The following is a 12,822-nucleotide window of genomic DNA, read 5'->3' as shown; positions in this document are numbered from 1 at the left end:
GGAGGACACGCCCTGGGGAGACAGTCCTGGGGGGAGAAGCCCCTACGCATGCTGACGCTGGGGGCGCAGCCGTAGCGTCAGGATCTGGAAGGGGCGGAGGTCGAGGGTGACATCGGAGGTCGGGCCCTCCTCCTCGTCGTGCAGCGGGCGCTCCAGCAGGTCGGTCACGGTGGCACGTTCGACGGGGAAGCCGGGGGAGAGGGTGCCGGTGGCCCGGCCGCCCCGGGACTCGTAGAGCCGGACGACCACATCGCCGCTGCGGTCCTCGGCGAGCTTGACCGATTCGACGGTGAGCGCCGGGTGGTCGACGCGGATCAGCGGGGCAACGGGCGGTGCGGTGGCGGCGAGGCGGAGGGGGAGGTTCAGCGCCAGGCCCTCGGCGACCGCGTCACCGACCCCGGCGCCCGGCCGCAGTGCGTAGGTGAAGTGGTGGGTGCCCTGGTCGGTCTCCGGGTCGGGGCTGTGCGGGGCGCGCAGCAGGGTCAGCCGTACGGTCGTCCCGAGGCCGTCGGGGTGCGGGGTGCGGGTGACGTCGTGACCGTAGGTCGCGTCGTTGAGGAGGGCGACGCCGTAGCCCGGTTCGGCCACCTGTAGCCAGCGGTGCGCGCAGATCTCGTAACGGGCGGCGTCCCAGCTGGTGTTGGTGTGGGTGGGGCGGTGCACATGCCCGAACTGCACCTCGGAGGTGGACCGTTCGGCGTGCACATCCAGTGGGAAGGCGGCCTTGAGGACCTTCTCCGATTCGTGCCAGTCGATCTCGGTGCGGATGTCGAGGCGGTGCGCACCGGCCCGCAGGATCAGCTCCTGGGTGAGCCGGGAGGCGCCGAAAGCCCTGGTCACCCGTACCGCGGCGGTCAGTGGTCCGGGCGCCAGCAGCTCGACGGACTCGGCATCGGTCAGATCGGTGTGCCGGTGGCGGTAGTGCGGGTCGAGGTCCCAGGCGTCGTACTTGGTGGGGTGGTCGGGGTGCAGTTGCAGCAGATTGCCGCGGGTGCCCGGCGCCAGGACCTCCCGCCCCGCGTGCAGATCGCGTACGGAGACGAGCAGACCGTCGGTGTCGATCCGGACGCGGAGGAGTCCGTTGTCGAGGGTGAGGGTGCCGTCGGGGCCGGTGGTGGTCCGTACGGGCGGGGGTGGCGGGGTGGGGGAGTCCGGGGCGGGCGGGCGGACGGGCGCCGAGCCCAGTGCGGGTACGTGGACGGGGACGGGGGCCTGGCCGGGCAGCTCGATGATCTCGTTCCGGTCATACGGGGAGGCGTTGAACGCCGTCGGCGGCCCGGCGGCCGGCTCGCCGAGCGCGTCGATCGCCGCCTCGATGAGCTCGGTCAGCTCCGCCACCACCGAGGCATAGGTCGCACGGGCCTCCCGGTGCACCCAGGCGATGGACGAGCCCGGCAGGATGTCATGGAACTGGTGCAGCAGAACGGTCTTCCAGAGCCGGTCGAGAGCGTCGTACGGGTACGCGTAACCGCCGCTCGCGCCCGAGCGCACCGCCGCCGTCGTGGACCACAACTCGGCCTCGCGCAGCAGGTGTTCACAGAGCCGGTTGCCCTGCTTGGTCTTCGCCTGCGAGGTGTACGTACCGCGGTGGTACTGGAGGTACAGCTCGCCCGACCAGACCGGCGCCGCCGCCCCGTACTCCTCGTGGGCGGCCTCGAAGAAGCGGGCCGGCGGTTCGACGGCGACGCGCGGGGAGCCCTCCAGGGAACGCAGCCGGCGGGCCCGCTCCAGCATGTCGCGGGTCGGACCGCCGCCGCCGTCGCCCCAGCCGAACGGCACCAGGGAGCTGGTGGCGCGGCCCTTGTCGGCGAAGTTCCGCTCGGCGTGGGCGAGTTCGCGGGCGTGGAACTGGGCGTTGTAGGTGTCGACCGGCGGGAAGTGGGTGAAGACCCGGGTGCCGTCGATGCCCTCCCACCAGAACGTGTGGTGCGGCATCTTGTCGGACTGGTTCCACGACAGCTTCTGGGTCAGGAACCACTTCGCGCCGGCCAGCCGGGCCAGCTGCGGGAAGGCGGCGGTGTAGCCGAAGGAGTCCGGCAGCCAGATCTCCTCGGTCTCCACCCCCAGCTCCTCCAGGAAGAACCGCTTGCCGTGGACGAGCTGCCGGGCCAGTGCCTCGCCGCCGGGCATATTGGCGTCGGACTCCACCCACATCGAGCCGACCGGAACCCAATTGCCCTGGCGTACGGCCTCCTTGATGCGCGTCCAGATGTGCGGCTGGTGCTCCTTGACCCAGGCGTACTGCTGCGCCTGCGAGCAGGAGAACACCAACTCCGGGTACTCCTCGGCAAGTTGGGTCACATTGGCGAAAGTGCGGGAGGCCTTGCGCACGGTCTCGCGCAGCGGCCACAGCCAGGCGGAGTCGATATGGGCGTGCCCGGTGGCCGAGACGCGGTGGGCGCTGGCGGTGGCCGGGCGGGCGAGGACCTCCGCCAGGGCGGCCCGGCCTGCTGCCGCAGTACCGCCGACATCGTGCAGATCGAGCGCGTCCAGCATGTCTTCCAGGGCCCGCAGGATCTCGTGGCGGCGCGGGCGGTCGGCGGGCAGTTCGTGCATCAGCTCCGAGAGCACCTCGATGTCGAGGACCAGATGCCAGACGGTCTCGTCGAGCACGGCCAGATCCGCCGAGGCGAAGCGGTACAGCGGGCGGTCGGGCGCGGTGCGGACGTCGCCGAGGTCGGTGGGGCGGAAGTCGCGCAGCACCGCCGGGTTCGCGGCGGCCTCCAGCAGCAGCCGCACCTCCTCGCCGCCGCTGACCGGCGCGCCGACCGGGACATGCCGGTTGCGGGGGTGGATGCCCTTGAGCGGTACGCCCTCGGCGTCGTACACCAGGCCCTCGGCCTGGAAGCCGGGCCCGTCGCCGCTGAACCCGGGGTCGATGACGGCCTCCACCCGCCGCCCCGCCCAGTCGCCGGGCACCTCGCCCGCCAGCCGGAACCAGCTCGTCGACCACGGCGGCCCCCACGGCTCACCGGCCGCGAACGGCTCATATGAGGCCTGCAACGCCTCCCGCACCGGCACCGGCTCGCCCGCCACGTGCCATGCCGCCAGCCGCAGCGGCACCCGCGCCGCGTACTGCGCGGGCCGGATGAACTGCCCCAGCGCCCGCTCCAGGCGCCCCTCCACCAGCAGTCGGTCGTCGTGCACAGCGGCTCCTCAGGCTCATCGGGGACGCATCCGGAGCCCGGCCGCGCCTTCACGCCAGGCTCGGATCAGGCATACCCACTGGGTCCGGCCCGGCCCACCCGGCGCGCGGGGGGCGCATGCGAGCCATGGCCGCGGGCGGAAGCATGGCGACCGGCCCGATGGGCATGCTGACCGTGAGGCTGTTCGAGACCGGGCGCCGAGGTACGTGGGGGCGGGGGAGAGAATGCGTCAGCCTGTGCGGCGCGAGGAGCGGGAAAGACGGCACGAGACGACGGAGGGGAGCCGGGACGGAGCGACGACGGCGCGGGCGCCGGGCGTGCTGGAGCGGAAGGTACGGCATGCGGATCTGCGTGCCGTGGGCGAGGTGCGCCGGGAGCTGCGCAAGTTATTGAGCCGCTGGCCGGCCTCGCGCGGCGGTGAACTCGCCGAAGTCGCGACGCTGCTGACCAGCGAATTGGTGACCAACGCCCTGGTGCATGCGGAGGGCGGCGCAGTCGTCACGGCCAGGATCGGCGACCGGCTGCGGGTGGAGGTGCGGGACTGTACCTCCGGGAGCCCGGAGGTGCGGGCGGCGACCACGGACGGCACATCCGGCCGGGGGTTGATGCTGGTGCGCTCGCTGGCCGACGCCTGGGGGGTGCGCTCCGAGGGCTTCGGCAAGTGCGTGTGGTTCGAGCTGGGCGGCGGACCGGCCTGACCGGAAGCGGTGGTGTGGGCCGGCGCGGTCCGCCACGGGTCAGCCGAATTGCCGTTCGATCTCGGCGAGTTTCTCCTCCAGGGAGTCCAGACGGGGCAGCGTCTGGGTGTCGTCCTCGGCAGTGAGATCGACGGCCCGCGAGGGGGCGGCCACGGTGTCGAGGGGGTCGGCGTCAGCGCCCGATACGGCCTTGAGGGCCGGGCGGGAGCGCACGGGCAGGTCTCCGGCGGGCAGCGGCACGGGCTCGCCGGCTATGGCGGGGTCCGGGCCGGCCACTTCGGCGGGGGCCGACGCGGCCGGCGTCACCGCCAGCTGACGGCCGCCACCGCGGCCCCAGGAGCGGTGCTGCCGGTTGAGGGCCCTGATGCGGGCCCGGTCGAGCCTGCTCTGCTCGCGTCGGCGCAGCCGGTTCTGCTCCCGCTCGCGCCGGTCCTCGCGGACCTCCTCGACCGCCTCGTCCAGCGTCCGTACGCCCTCCAGCAGCATCAGCGACCAGGCCGCGAAGGTCTCACGGGGAGCGCGCAGCCAGCGCACGATCCGGATCTGCGGCAACGGACGGGGTACCAGGCCCTGTTCACGCAGCGCCGCACGGCGGGTCTGCTTGAGCGCCCGGTCGAAGAGCACCGCGGCGGACAGTGACATACCGGCGAAGAACTGCGGTGCGCCCGCGTGGTCGAGGCCGCGCGGCGCATGCACCCAGTTGAACCAGGCCGCGGCGCCCGCGAACGTCCACACCAGCATCCGCGAGCCGAGCGCGGCATCGCCGTGGCTGGCCTCCCGTACGGCCAGGACGGAGCAGAACATCGCCGCGCCGTCGAGACCGAAGGGCACCAGATACTCCCAGCCGCCGGAGAGGCCGAGGTTCTGCACGCCGAAGCCGACCAGACCGTGGAAGGACAGTGCGGCCGCGACCGCGGCACAGCAGAACAGCAGCAGATAGGAGGCGGAGGCGAAGATGGCCTCCTTGCGCCGGCGGCGCTCCTCGCTGCGCTCCCAGGAGTCGTCCGCGCCGGCCCGTGCGGCGGCGCGCCTGCCGCGCACCAGCAGTGCCACGGCGGCCATCGCGGCGCCGAGCAGCAGGGCGCCGGGAACCATCCAGGCCAGCGATATATCCGTCGTTCTCATTGCGGGGATCCCTTTGCCTCGGGTACGCGATGTGCGCGACATCCTGGCGGAACGCACCCCTCGTACAGGGGGTTTCGGGGCAAGAGCACGCCAAGGAGGACCGGAGACCGGCGGATGGCCCGCGTCTCGTCGAACTCCCTTGTGAGGTCGGCGAGTTGCGTTCGAATGCAACGACCCGAACGGGTGGTGTGGGGGTCAGGTGGTTGCCGTGAGGCGCCTGATGCGATCCGTGTCGCAGGTGCGGGGGCAGGTGACGCAGGTGTCCTCGGGGCGCAGTGTGTAGAACATGCAGCAGCTGGCACGGTCCCGGGTCGGCAGCGTCTCGCCGGCCGGGCCGGTCAGCGTACGGAACCCCGCGCCGCCGACGTACGGTGCGGTGGCGCCCGGCAGCAGCCGCTCCAGTTCGGCCACCGCGCGGGGCTCCTCGCCCAGCAGATGGCCCACGTACCACAGCCCCTCGACGATCTCGTCGGACGCCGTGCCCCACAGCGCCCGCGGCCCGCGCCGCATCCGGGGGCGGAACCCGTCCAGTACGGGCCGCAGATGCGCGGCGACCGCGGACCGCACCTCCGCGCGCAGCGCCTCCTCGTCCGCCACGACCCGGGCGCCGGGCAGCGCCGCCGCCGGATCGTCCGGCAGGCACCCGAAGGCGCCGATGCGCACCGCCATCCGGGCCGGCTCCCGGTGGAAGGAGACGTCCCGCACGGGCAGCCGGGGGACCCGGCGGTGCAGGAACCAGGGGATGGTGATCAGCAGACAGGCGGGCCAGGCGTAGCGGTGCAGGGCGAAGGCGGCCGTCACATCGGTCCGGGCGCGCCGGCCGTACTCCCGCATGATCTGGGCGTCCTCGCAGGCCAGAAACGCTTCGAGCGCCGCGCCGCCGGCCGCCAGATCTGCGGCGCCGACCCAGCCGTCACTGGTGGGCGGCGCCGAGTCCCGGAGGGTCACCTGGAGGCCGGGGAACACCTCGGTGAGCCGGGCGTAGGCGTCGGCCACGGGGTGGGCGGTGAGCCGGGCGGCGGGGGCAGACGTCATGCGGGAGACCACCGAATCGCGAGCGTCAGCAGGTAAGGCTTACCTTATCCGAAGACTTACCCGCGCCCGACGGGAGCCAGGCCCGGCAGCCCGCAGACTGTCCGGGACCGGCTGCCGGATTTGAACTGTGGCCGAGGCCGCCTATGGTGCTGGGAACGTCAGGAGGAGCCGTCATGGAGCAGGGTGCTGCGGAAGAGCAGCCGCGCGCAGGGGCCAGGGTGCCCGCGCAGGCCGGCCCCGTCGTACCCCAGCGGCACTCCGTCCGTGGCCAGGTGCTCGCCGCGCTGCGCCGAGCCCTGGTCGACGGTGAGCTGATCCCCGGCGAGGTCTACTCCGCTCCGGCGCTCGCCGAGCGCTACGGCGTCTCGGCGACCCCGGTCCGCGAGGCCATGCAGCAGCTCGCGGGCGAGGGGGCGGTCGAGGTCGTGCCCAACCGGGGCTTCCGGGTCGCCGAGCGCAGCCCGCGCGACCTGGCCGAGCTGGCCGAGGTCCGCGCCATGTTGGAGGTGCCCGCGATCGTCCGGCTGGCCCGGGCGCTGCCCCCGGAGCGCTGGGAGCAGCTGCGGCCGCTCGCCGCCGAGGGCGTCGCGGCCGCCGCCCGCGGGGACCGGGCCGGCTACGCCGAGGCCGACCACGGCTTCCACCAGGCGGTGATCTCGCTCACCGGCAACCGCCGGCTCACCGAGGTCACCGGCGATCTGCTGCGCCGTGCGCACTGGTCGGTGGCCGGCGGTTCCCGGCTGCGTACGGCCGAGCTGCTGGCCGACGCCTCCGAGCACACGGCGCTGCTCGATGCGCTGATCGCGCAGGAGTACGCGGTGGCCGAGCGGATCGCCCGCGACCATGTGTCGGTGGCACGCCACCCGCACTGATGGCCGCGGGGTCCGCGTCATTCCGGCAGTAGCTCTGCCAGGGGGAGCGCCGCGACATCGGCGGCGGGCCGGGACACATACAGGTCGGCGTGGTAGTAGCCGTCGGACTCCTTGCCCGCGACGGACAGCCCGCGTGCGGCCAGCGCCTCGAACGCGGAGCGGCGCTCGTTGGCGTCGGCGAACCGCCGCTGGCGGAACGTACGGGTGGTGACCTTCTCCGTCACCAGGCCGGCGCGGGCCAGCAGGGCGGAGACCGGCCGGTAGGACACCTCGCGCAGGACGAACGCGGCGATCCATGGCGGCGCGGACACACAGTCGAGGAGACGGCCGAAGGTACGCTCGGTGATGTAGCCGACGCCACCGGTGACGGTGATCAGGTCGGTGCCGGCCAGCGCCTGGCACAGCTCCGGGCTCGGCTCCGTGAGCTCCAGGTTCTCCGCGAAGCCGTGGTCGAGCAGGCCGACCGACCGTGCATAGGCGACCGCGTGCCCGGCCGCGTCGAGGCCGGTCACCCGGAAGGCTTCGGCGCGGCGCCGGGTGGCGAAGAACGTGCGGTCCTCTTCGGCGAGTTGACGGGTCGTCGGGACGTCCTGGCGGTACCTCGTATAGCGCTCGTAGAGATCGGTGAGGGACAGCCCGTAGTTGAGCAGTGCCGCGTTCACCCCGTATGAGCAGCACAGGTCGACGACGTTGAGTGGCGGGCGGTCGCTCCGGAGCCGCTGGAGGGCTCCGGCCACGGCGCGGAACACCGCCTGGCCGTGGTGCGGAATCTGGTAGTCCAGGGGTTGCAGGGTGGTGAAGTACCGACGGGGATCAGGGCAGTTGTAGATCGCCTCGAAATCCGCCTTGCCCCAGTCGGTTCCGGCGGTTGTCTTGGTCACTGCTGCTGCCACGGCGCCTCCTGAAAGGCATCGGTCAATGGGAGGGGGGCCCACGCTGGTCCTGGACCAGCATCCAGTCCCCACCGTCGCGTCACAGTGCGACTTGCGGCCATTCTCGGGGCCAGTGGGGCGTTGTGGGGCGCCGCTGCCCCGGGGCCTTCGCTCATGGTCCCACCTCCCGGTTCGCTCGGCGCGTCGAAGCCGGGCCGGTACGTCAACCGTCAGGCCCCGGCCGATCCGCCGCGGGGACCGTCGATATCCGGCCAATCGGCGCCGGGCCCTGCATGGCCGACTACGAGGGGTTGACGGCGCGCCGGTGACGTGTTCATGGCGAGCGCGCACGAAAACGGCCAACCAGCGGCAGGTTGCGGCTGGTTGACCGTTTCCGGAGCGGGGAAAGTCCGTCGCCCGGCACGAGCGGGTCGTCGTCCGTCGTCGGGCGACGCCGCCCCTCGTCGGGTTACGTGGCCGCCGGAGCCGTGGAGAGATGGTCGGCGAGCCAGGTGGGGACACCGCCCATGAGGCGGAAGAGCCGGGCGGCCTCGGCGCGCAACCGGTCGGCATCGCCTTCCGGCGCCGCGTCCGCCAGCGCCGCGAGGGCCGGTGCCGTGCCGATGAGGAAACCCAGGTCCTCGCGGATCCGCAGCGACTCGGCGAAACCGTGCCGGGCCTCCGCCAACTCGCCGTCGCGCAGGGCGAGTCCGGCCAGATGGCGCCAGGTGAAGGAGAGCAGCAGGGTGTCGTCCTGTGCGGTGGCGCCGGCGTGTGCGCGGCGGTACGCGGCCCGGGCCGCGTCCGGGCTGTCGGCGACGTGCTCGGCCATCAGCCCGCGGCGGAAGTCCAGCAGCGGGCGCCCGGGGGCGGCCGGGGCCAGCAGCGCGGCGGCCCGGCCCAGCGCCGAGCGCGCCTCGTCGGCCCGGTCCCTTACGCCCAGGACCGTGGCGGCGTACGCGAGGTGGCCGCGTTCGCAGGCCGCGCCGCCCCGCTCGTCGTCATCACCGGCCAGCGCCTCGGCGGTGCGCAGCGCATCCTCGGCCTCGGCCCACCCGTTGGCGGTGAACATGCAGCGCTCCACCAGGAGGGCGGCGCGGCGCAGCGCGGCGGAGGCGTCCCCGGCGGCGTGCGGCTCCAGGAGGGCCGCCGCGTCGTCCCAGCAGCCACGGGAGCGCAGCCGCCATACGGCCCGGTCGAGGGGATCGTCCCCTATGACCCTTGCGGCTGCCGGTACTTCCGGTGCGGATGCCGGTCCCGGCAGCGGAATCGGTACCGGATCCGCGGACCTGACCGGATCCGCGTATTCGACGGGATCCCCAGAACTGACGGGATCCGCGGCATCCGTGGATCCTGGCATGGCGGTATCCGCCACATTGCCCTCCCCGAGCGCGCCATTGAGCTGGAAGTCGGAAGCTGTGGGCGAATCTCAGCACGAATTCCGTCACCGGGCCAAGGGGGCGGGTGAATGATTTCACAATCGCCGGACGGGCGTTGCGGGCGGCCTGTAGGCCCCTGAACGGCCGCGCTGCGGCGGGCCGTGGTCGCTGCCGGGGCACGGGCCGTACCCGATCCCGCCCGATCGAATTACCCCGAATGGCGTAGCGCGAGGGGAGCGGTAGGCGCCGGGGCGCATACGCCCCGGTTCAGCTCATCCGCAGCGCGAGGAAGAAGTCGAGCTTGTCCTCCAGGCGGGCCAGATCCCGGCCGGTGAGCTGTTCGATCCGGCCCACGCGGTAGCGGAGCGTGTTGACATGCAGGTGGAGGCGGGTGGCGCAGCGGGTCCAGGAGCCGTCGCAGTCAAGGAACGCCTCCAGCGTGGGGATCAGCTCGGCGCGGTGCTTGCGGTCGTAGTCGCGCAGCGGGTCCAGCAGACGCGCGGTGAAGGCGCGGCGGACGTCGTCCGGGACGAAGGGCAGCAGCAGGACGTGCGAGGCCAGCTCCTCGTGTCCGGCGGCACACACCCGGCCCGGGCGGGCGGCGGCGACCCGGCGGGCGTGCCGGGCCTCCTCCAGGGCGCCGCGCAGACCCTCGGCCGAGTGCACCGCCGCGCTCACACCGACCGTCAGCCGCCCGTCACCGTCCAGGCCACGGCCCAGCGGCTCCTGGACGACGGAGAGCAGCTGCTCGGCGTGCAGCCCGGTCGCCGCGGAGTCCCCGGACTCCTCCGGCACGGGCAGCGGCACCAGCGCCACCGCCTCGTCGCCGGTGTGCGCCACCGCGATCCGGTCGGAGGGCTCGGGGCCGGACGTGCCCGGGTCGACCAGCATCTCCTCCAGCAGGCTCTGTGCCACCGGTCCACCGGGGACGTCACCGCCCTCCCACTCGACCTTGGCCACCACGATCTGCCACTGGGGTGCGGTGCCCAGACCGGGCAGCAGCACCGGCGCCGCCACCCGCAGCCGGGCCGCGATCTCGGCGGGCGGCGCACCGGTCTGGACGAGCTCCAGGACCTCCTGGGCGAGCCGTCGGCGGACCGTACGGGCGGCATCGCGCCGGTCGCGTTCTACGGCGATCAGCTGGGTGACGCCGTGCAGCAGGTCGAGGCGCTCCTCGGACCAGTCGCCGGCGTCCGCCTCGACGGCCAGCAGCCAGTCGCTCAGCACGGTCTGCCGCAGGTCACGGCCGTCGTAGCGGATGGGGAACAGCGAGTACGTGATGTTGCCGAGGGTGACCCGGTGGGGGCCGCGGCGGCCGGTGCGGGCCGCGGCCAGATGCTCACCGGCGAGCCGGGCGGCCAGGTCACCGGACAGCTCGGGCCCGGAGTCCGCCAGCGTGGATCCGGCGATCTGCCGGCCGGTGGGGGAGAGCACCCAGGCCCGCAGGTCCAGGTCCGAGCCCAGCAGGTCGAGGACCACCTCCGGGCCGCCGCCGGCCGGACCCGAGGTCATCAGCCGCCGGTGGCGGTCCACCACGGCGGCCAGGTCACCGGCCCGCTCGCTGGAGACCTGGCGGACGACATGCTCGGTGATGGACGCGAAGGAGACCGCCTCCTCGACGGCGAACAGCGGCAGCCGGTGCCGCCGGCAGGCCTGCACCAGGTCGTCCGGGATCGCGCCGAGCTCGGCCTCGCCCGCCGCGAGCCCCGCGACATTGGCCGCGGCCAGGATGCGCACGAACCGCTCGGAGTCCTCCGGCTCGCGACGCCAGGCCAGACCGGTCAGCACCAGCTCCCCGCCGGAGAGGTAGCGGCTGGGATCGCGCAGATCGGTGGTCATCACGCCACGTACAGTGCGGTCCAGCTCGTCCTCGCCGCCGAGCAGCCGAAGGCCCAGTGATGGGGTGTCCAGGAGTGCGCGGAGCCGCATGACCTCGCCCGCCGTTCTTTGCTGTCTGGTGTTGCCGGTGGAATGCCGCGAGGTTTCAGAGCCTCGTCTTTCGTTCGAATCTACAAGACAGGTGGCTTGGCCAGCCAACCGCTTCATGGTTTCGGTGACTGCACCGGGTGGGTCCGCTGAGCGTTCACTAAGCCCAACCGCGTTAACAAGACATGAACGGCTCCATGGCGATGAGGGCCCGCCGCCCTCACCCTGAGCAACGAATGACCCGATTCCGCAGAAGAGGCCAACCATGGACTTCCTTCGCCCCGCCAGCTGGGAGGAGGCGCTCGCAGCCAAGGCCGAGCACCCCACCGCTGTGCCCATCGCGGGCGGCACGGACGTGATGGTCGAGATCAACTTCGACCACCGCCGCCCCGAGTACCTGCTCGACCTGAACCGCATCGGTGACCTGAGCGAGTGGGAGGTCGGAGAGAAGACCGTACGCCTGGGTGCCTCCGTCCCCTACACCAAGATCATGGAGAATCTGCGCGGCGAACTCCCGGGCCTGGCCCTGGCCTCGCACACCGTCGCCTCCCCGCAGATCCGCAACCGCGGCGGCGTCGGCGGAAACCTCGGCACCGCCTCCCCGGCCGGTGACGCACACCCCGCACTGCTCGCCTCCGGCTGCGAGGTCGAGGCCGAGTCCGTACGCGGCCGCCGGATGATCCCGATCGACGACTTCTACCTCGGCGTCAAGCGCAATGCGCTGGAGCCCGACGAGCTGATCCGTTCGGTGCATCTGCCCAAGGCGGACGGACCGCAGCAGTTCTCCAAGGTCGGTACGCGCAACGCCATGGTGATCGCGGTCTGCGCGTTCGGTATCGCACTGCACCCCGAGACCCGTACGGTCCGCACCGGTATCGGCTCCGCCGCGCCCACCCCCGTACGGGCCCGCGAGGCGGAGGACTTCCTCACCGCGGCCCTGGACGAGGGCGGCTTCTGGGAGTCGGGCAACCCCATCCCGCCGTCCGTCGCCAAGCAGTTCGCGCAGCTCGCCTCCGGCGCCTGCAACCCGATCGACGACGTGCGCGGCAGCGCCAAGTACCGCCGGCACGCGGTCGGCATCATGGCGCGCCGCACCCTCGGCTGGACCTGGGAGTCCTACCGCGGTAACCCCCACGGCACAAAGGGAGGCGCACAGTGCGCGTGACATTCACCGTCAACGGCCGCCGGCAGGAGGCCGACGACGTCTGGGAAGGCGAGAGCCTGCTGTACGTCCTCCGCGAGCGGATGGGCCTGCCGGGTTCGAAGAACGCCTGTGAGCAGGGCGAGTGCGGGTCCTGCACGGTCCGCCTGGACGGCGTGCCGGTGTGCTCCTGCCTCGTCGCCGCGGGCCAGGTCGAGGGCCGCGAGGTGGTGACCGTCGAGGGGCTGGCGGACTTCGCCAAGCAGCGTGCGGAGCACGGGGGCTGCGGCACCGGCGCATGCGGCACCTCGCTCCAGGACGCCCAGCAGTGGTCGGCGCACGGGGCGAACGGCGGGCTCCGCCCGCAGGCCCAGGACTCGCAGACCGGCGAGGGCGCTGAACTCTCGCCGATCCAGCAGGCGTTCATCGACGCGGGTGCCGTCCAGTGCGGCTTCTGCACCCCGGGCCTGCTCGTCGCGGCCGACGAGATGCTGGAGCGCAACCCGCAGCCGACCGACGCGGACATCCGTGAGGCGCTGTCCGGCAACCTCTGCCGCTGCACCGGTTACGAGAAGATCCTGGACGCCGTCCGGCTGGCAGCGGCCCGTCAGGAAGAGGCGGTCTGACC

At 72.8% G+C, this 12,822-nt stretch carries 10 protein-coding genes; 4 read left to right on the top strand and 6 right to left on the bottom strand.

Going from position 1 to position 12,822, the window contains the following annotated elements; all coding sequences use genetic code 11:
- Positions 1-42: 42 nt before the first annotated feature.
- Positions 43-3,147, bottom strand: a complete 3,105-nt coding sequence (locus ACZ55A_RS14700) for an alpha-mannosidase (RefSeq protein ID WP_468839268.1) — start codon at positions 3,145-3,147, stop codon at positions 43-45.
- A 319-nt stretch (positions 3,148-3,466) separates the two neighbouring features.
- Between ACZ55A_RS14700 and ACZ55A_RS14695 the strand changes: the two genes are divergently transcribed.
- The gene (locus ACZ55A_RS14695) at positions 3,467-3,844 is read left to right on the top strand and encodes an ATP-binding protein (protein ID WP_468840080.1); all 378 of its coding nucleotides are present in this window, start codon (positions 3,467-3,469) and stop codon (positions 3,842-3,844) included.
- Between the two features lie 39 nt (positions 3,845-3,883).
- Here ACZ55A_RS14695 and ACZ55A_RS14690 read toward each other — a convergent pair whose 3' ends face one another.
- Both ACZ55A_RS14690 and ACZ55A_RS14685 read right to left on the bottom strand, forming a co-directional pair.
- Entirely contained in the window at positions 3,884-4,969 is a 1,086-nt protein-coding gene (locus tag ACZ55A_RS14690) for a DUF2637 domain-containing protein (protein ID WP_468839265.1), read from the bottom strand.
- 195 nt (positions 4,970-5,164) lie between these two features.
- Positions 5,165-6,004, bottom strand: coding sequence for a (2Fe-2S)-binding protein (locus tag ACZ55A_RS14685; protein WP_468839262.1), 840 nt, complete (start codon positions 6,002-6,004; stop codon positions 5,165-5,167).
- A gap of 173 nt (positions 6,005-6,177) precedes the next feature.
- Between ACZ55A_RS14685 and ACZ55A_RS14680 the strand changes: the two genes are divergently transcribed.
- Entirely contained in the window at positions 6,178-6,876 is a 699-nt protein-coding gene (locus ACZ55A_RS14680) for a GntR family transcriptional regulator (RefSeq protein ID WP_468839259.1), read from the top strand.
- Between the two features lie 17 nt (positions 6,877-6,893).
- On the opposite strand, the gene ACZ55A_RS14675 is transcribed toward ACZ55A_RS14680, so the two are convergent.
- The 3 genes from ACZ55A_RS14675 to ACZ55A_RS14665 all read right to left on the bottom strand — a co-directional run bounded on the left by ACZ55A_RS14675 (position 6,894) and on the right by ACZ55A_RS14665 (position 11,056).
- Complete coding sequence (locus ACZ55A_RS14675) at positions 6,894-7,769, bottom strand: hypothetical protein (protein WP_468839256.1); 876 nt, start codon at positions 7,767-7,769, stop codon at positions 6,894-6,896.
- A 448-nt stretch (positions 7,770-8,217) separates the two neighbouring features.
- Positions 8,218-9,108 (bottom strand): hypothetical protein, encoded by an 891-nt coding sequence (locus ACZ55A_RS14670; RefSeq protein ID WP_468839252.1) that lies wholly within the window; start codon positions 9,106-9,108, stop codon positions 8,218-8,220.
- A 286-nt stretch (positions 9,109-9,394) separates the two neighbouring features.
- On the bottom strand, positions 9,395-11,056 hold the full coding sequence (locus ACZ55A_RS14665) for a PucR family transcriptional regulator (protein ID WP_468839248.1): 1,662 nt from the start codon (positions 11,054-11,056) through the stop codon (positions 9,395-9,397).
- Positions 11,057-11,318: 262 nt separating this feature from the next.
- On the opposite strand from ACZ55A_RS14665, the gene ACZ55A_RS14660 reads away from it, so the two are divergent.
- Positions 11,319-12,218 (top strand): FAD binding domain-containing protein, encoded by a 900-nt coding sequence (locus ACZ55A_RS14660; protein WP_468839245.1) that lies wholly within the window; start codon positions 11,319-11,321, stop codon positions 12,216-12,218.
- Entirely contained in the window at positions 12,209-12,820 is a 612-nt protein-coding gene (locus ACZ55A_RS14655) for a (2Fe-2S)-binding protein (RefSeq protein ID WP_468839242.1), read from the top strand. The genes ACZ55A_RS14660 and ACZ55A_RS14655 overlap by 10 nt, the downstream gene beginning before the upstream one ends.
- Positions 12,821-12,822 lie beyond the last annotated feature (2 nt).

This window comes from Streptomyces sp. NPDC034111, assembly GCF_055575375.1.
Note: the sequence above shows the minus strand (reverse complement) of the source record. Positions and strands in the feature narration are given on the sequence as shown.

Excerpts from the sequence above, each read along its gene's own strand:
- ACZ55A_RS14690 (WP_468839265.1), bottom strand. The coding sequence starts at position 4,969 with ATGAGAACGACGGATATATCGCTGGCCTGGATGGTTCCCGGCGCCCTG.
- ACZ55A_RS14685 (WP_468839262.1), bottom strand. The coding sequence starts at position 6,004 with ATGACGTCTGCCCCCGCCGCCCGGCTCACCGCCCACCCCGTGGCCGAC.
- ACZ55A_RS14680 (WP_468839259.1), top strand. The coding sequence starts at position 6,178 with ATGGAGCAGGGTGCTGCGGAAGAGCAGCCGCGCGCAGGGGCCAGGGTG.
- ACZ55A_RS14670 (WP_468839252.1), bottom strand. The coding sequence starts at position 9,108 with ATGCCAGGATCCACGGATGCCGCGGATCCCGTCAGTTCTGGGGATCCC.
- ACZ55A_RS14665 (WP_468839248.1), bottom strand. The coding sequence starts at position 11,056 with ATGCGGCTCCGCGCACTCCTGGACACCCCATCACTGGGCCTTCGGCTG.
- ACZ55A_RS14660 (WP_468839245.1), top strand. The coding sequence starts at position 11,319 with ATGGACTTCCTTCGCCCCGCCAGCTGGGAGGAGGCGCTCGCAGCCAAG.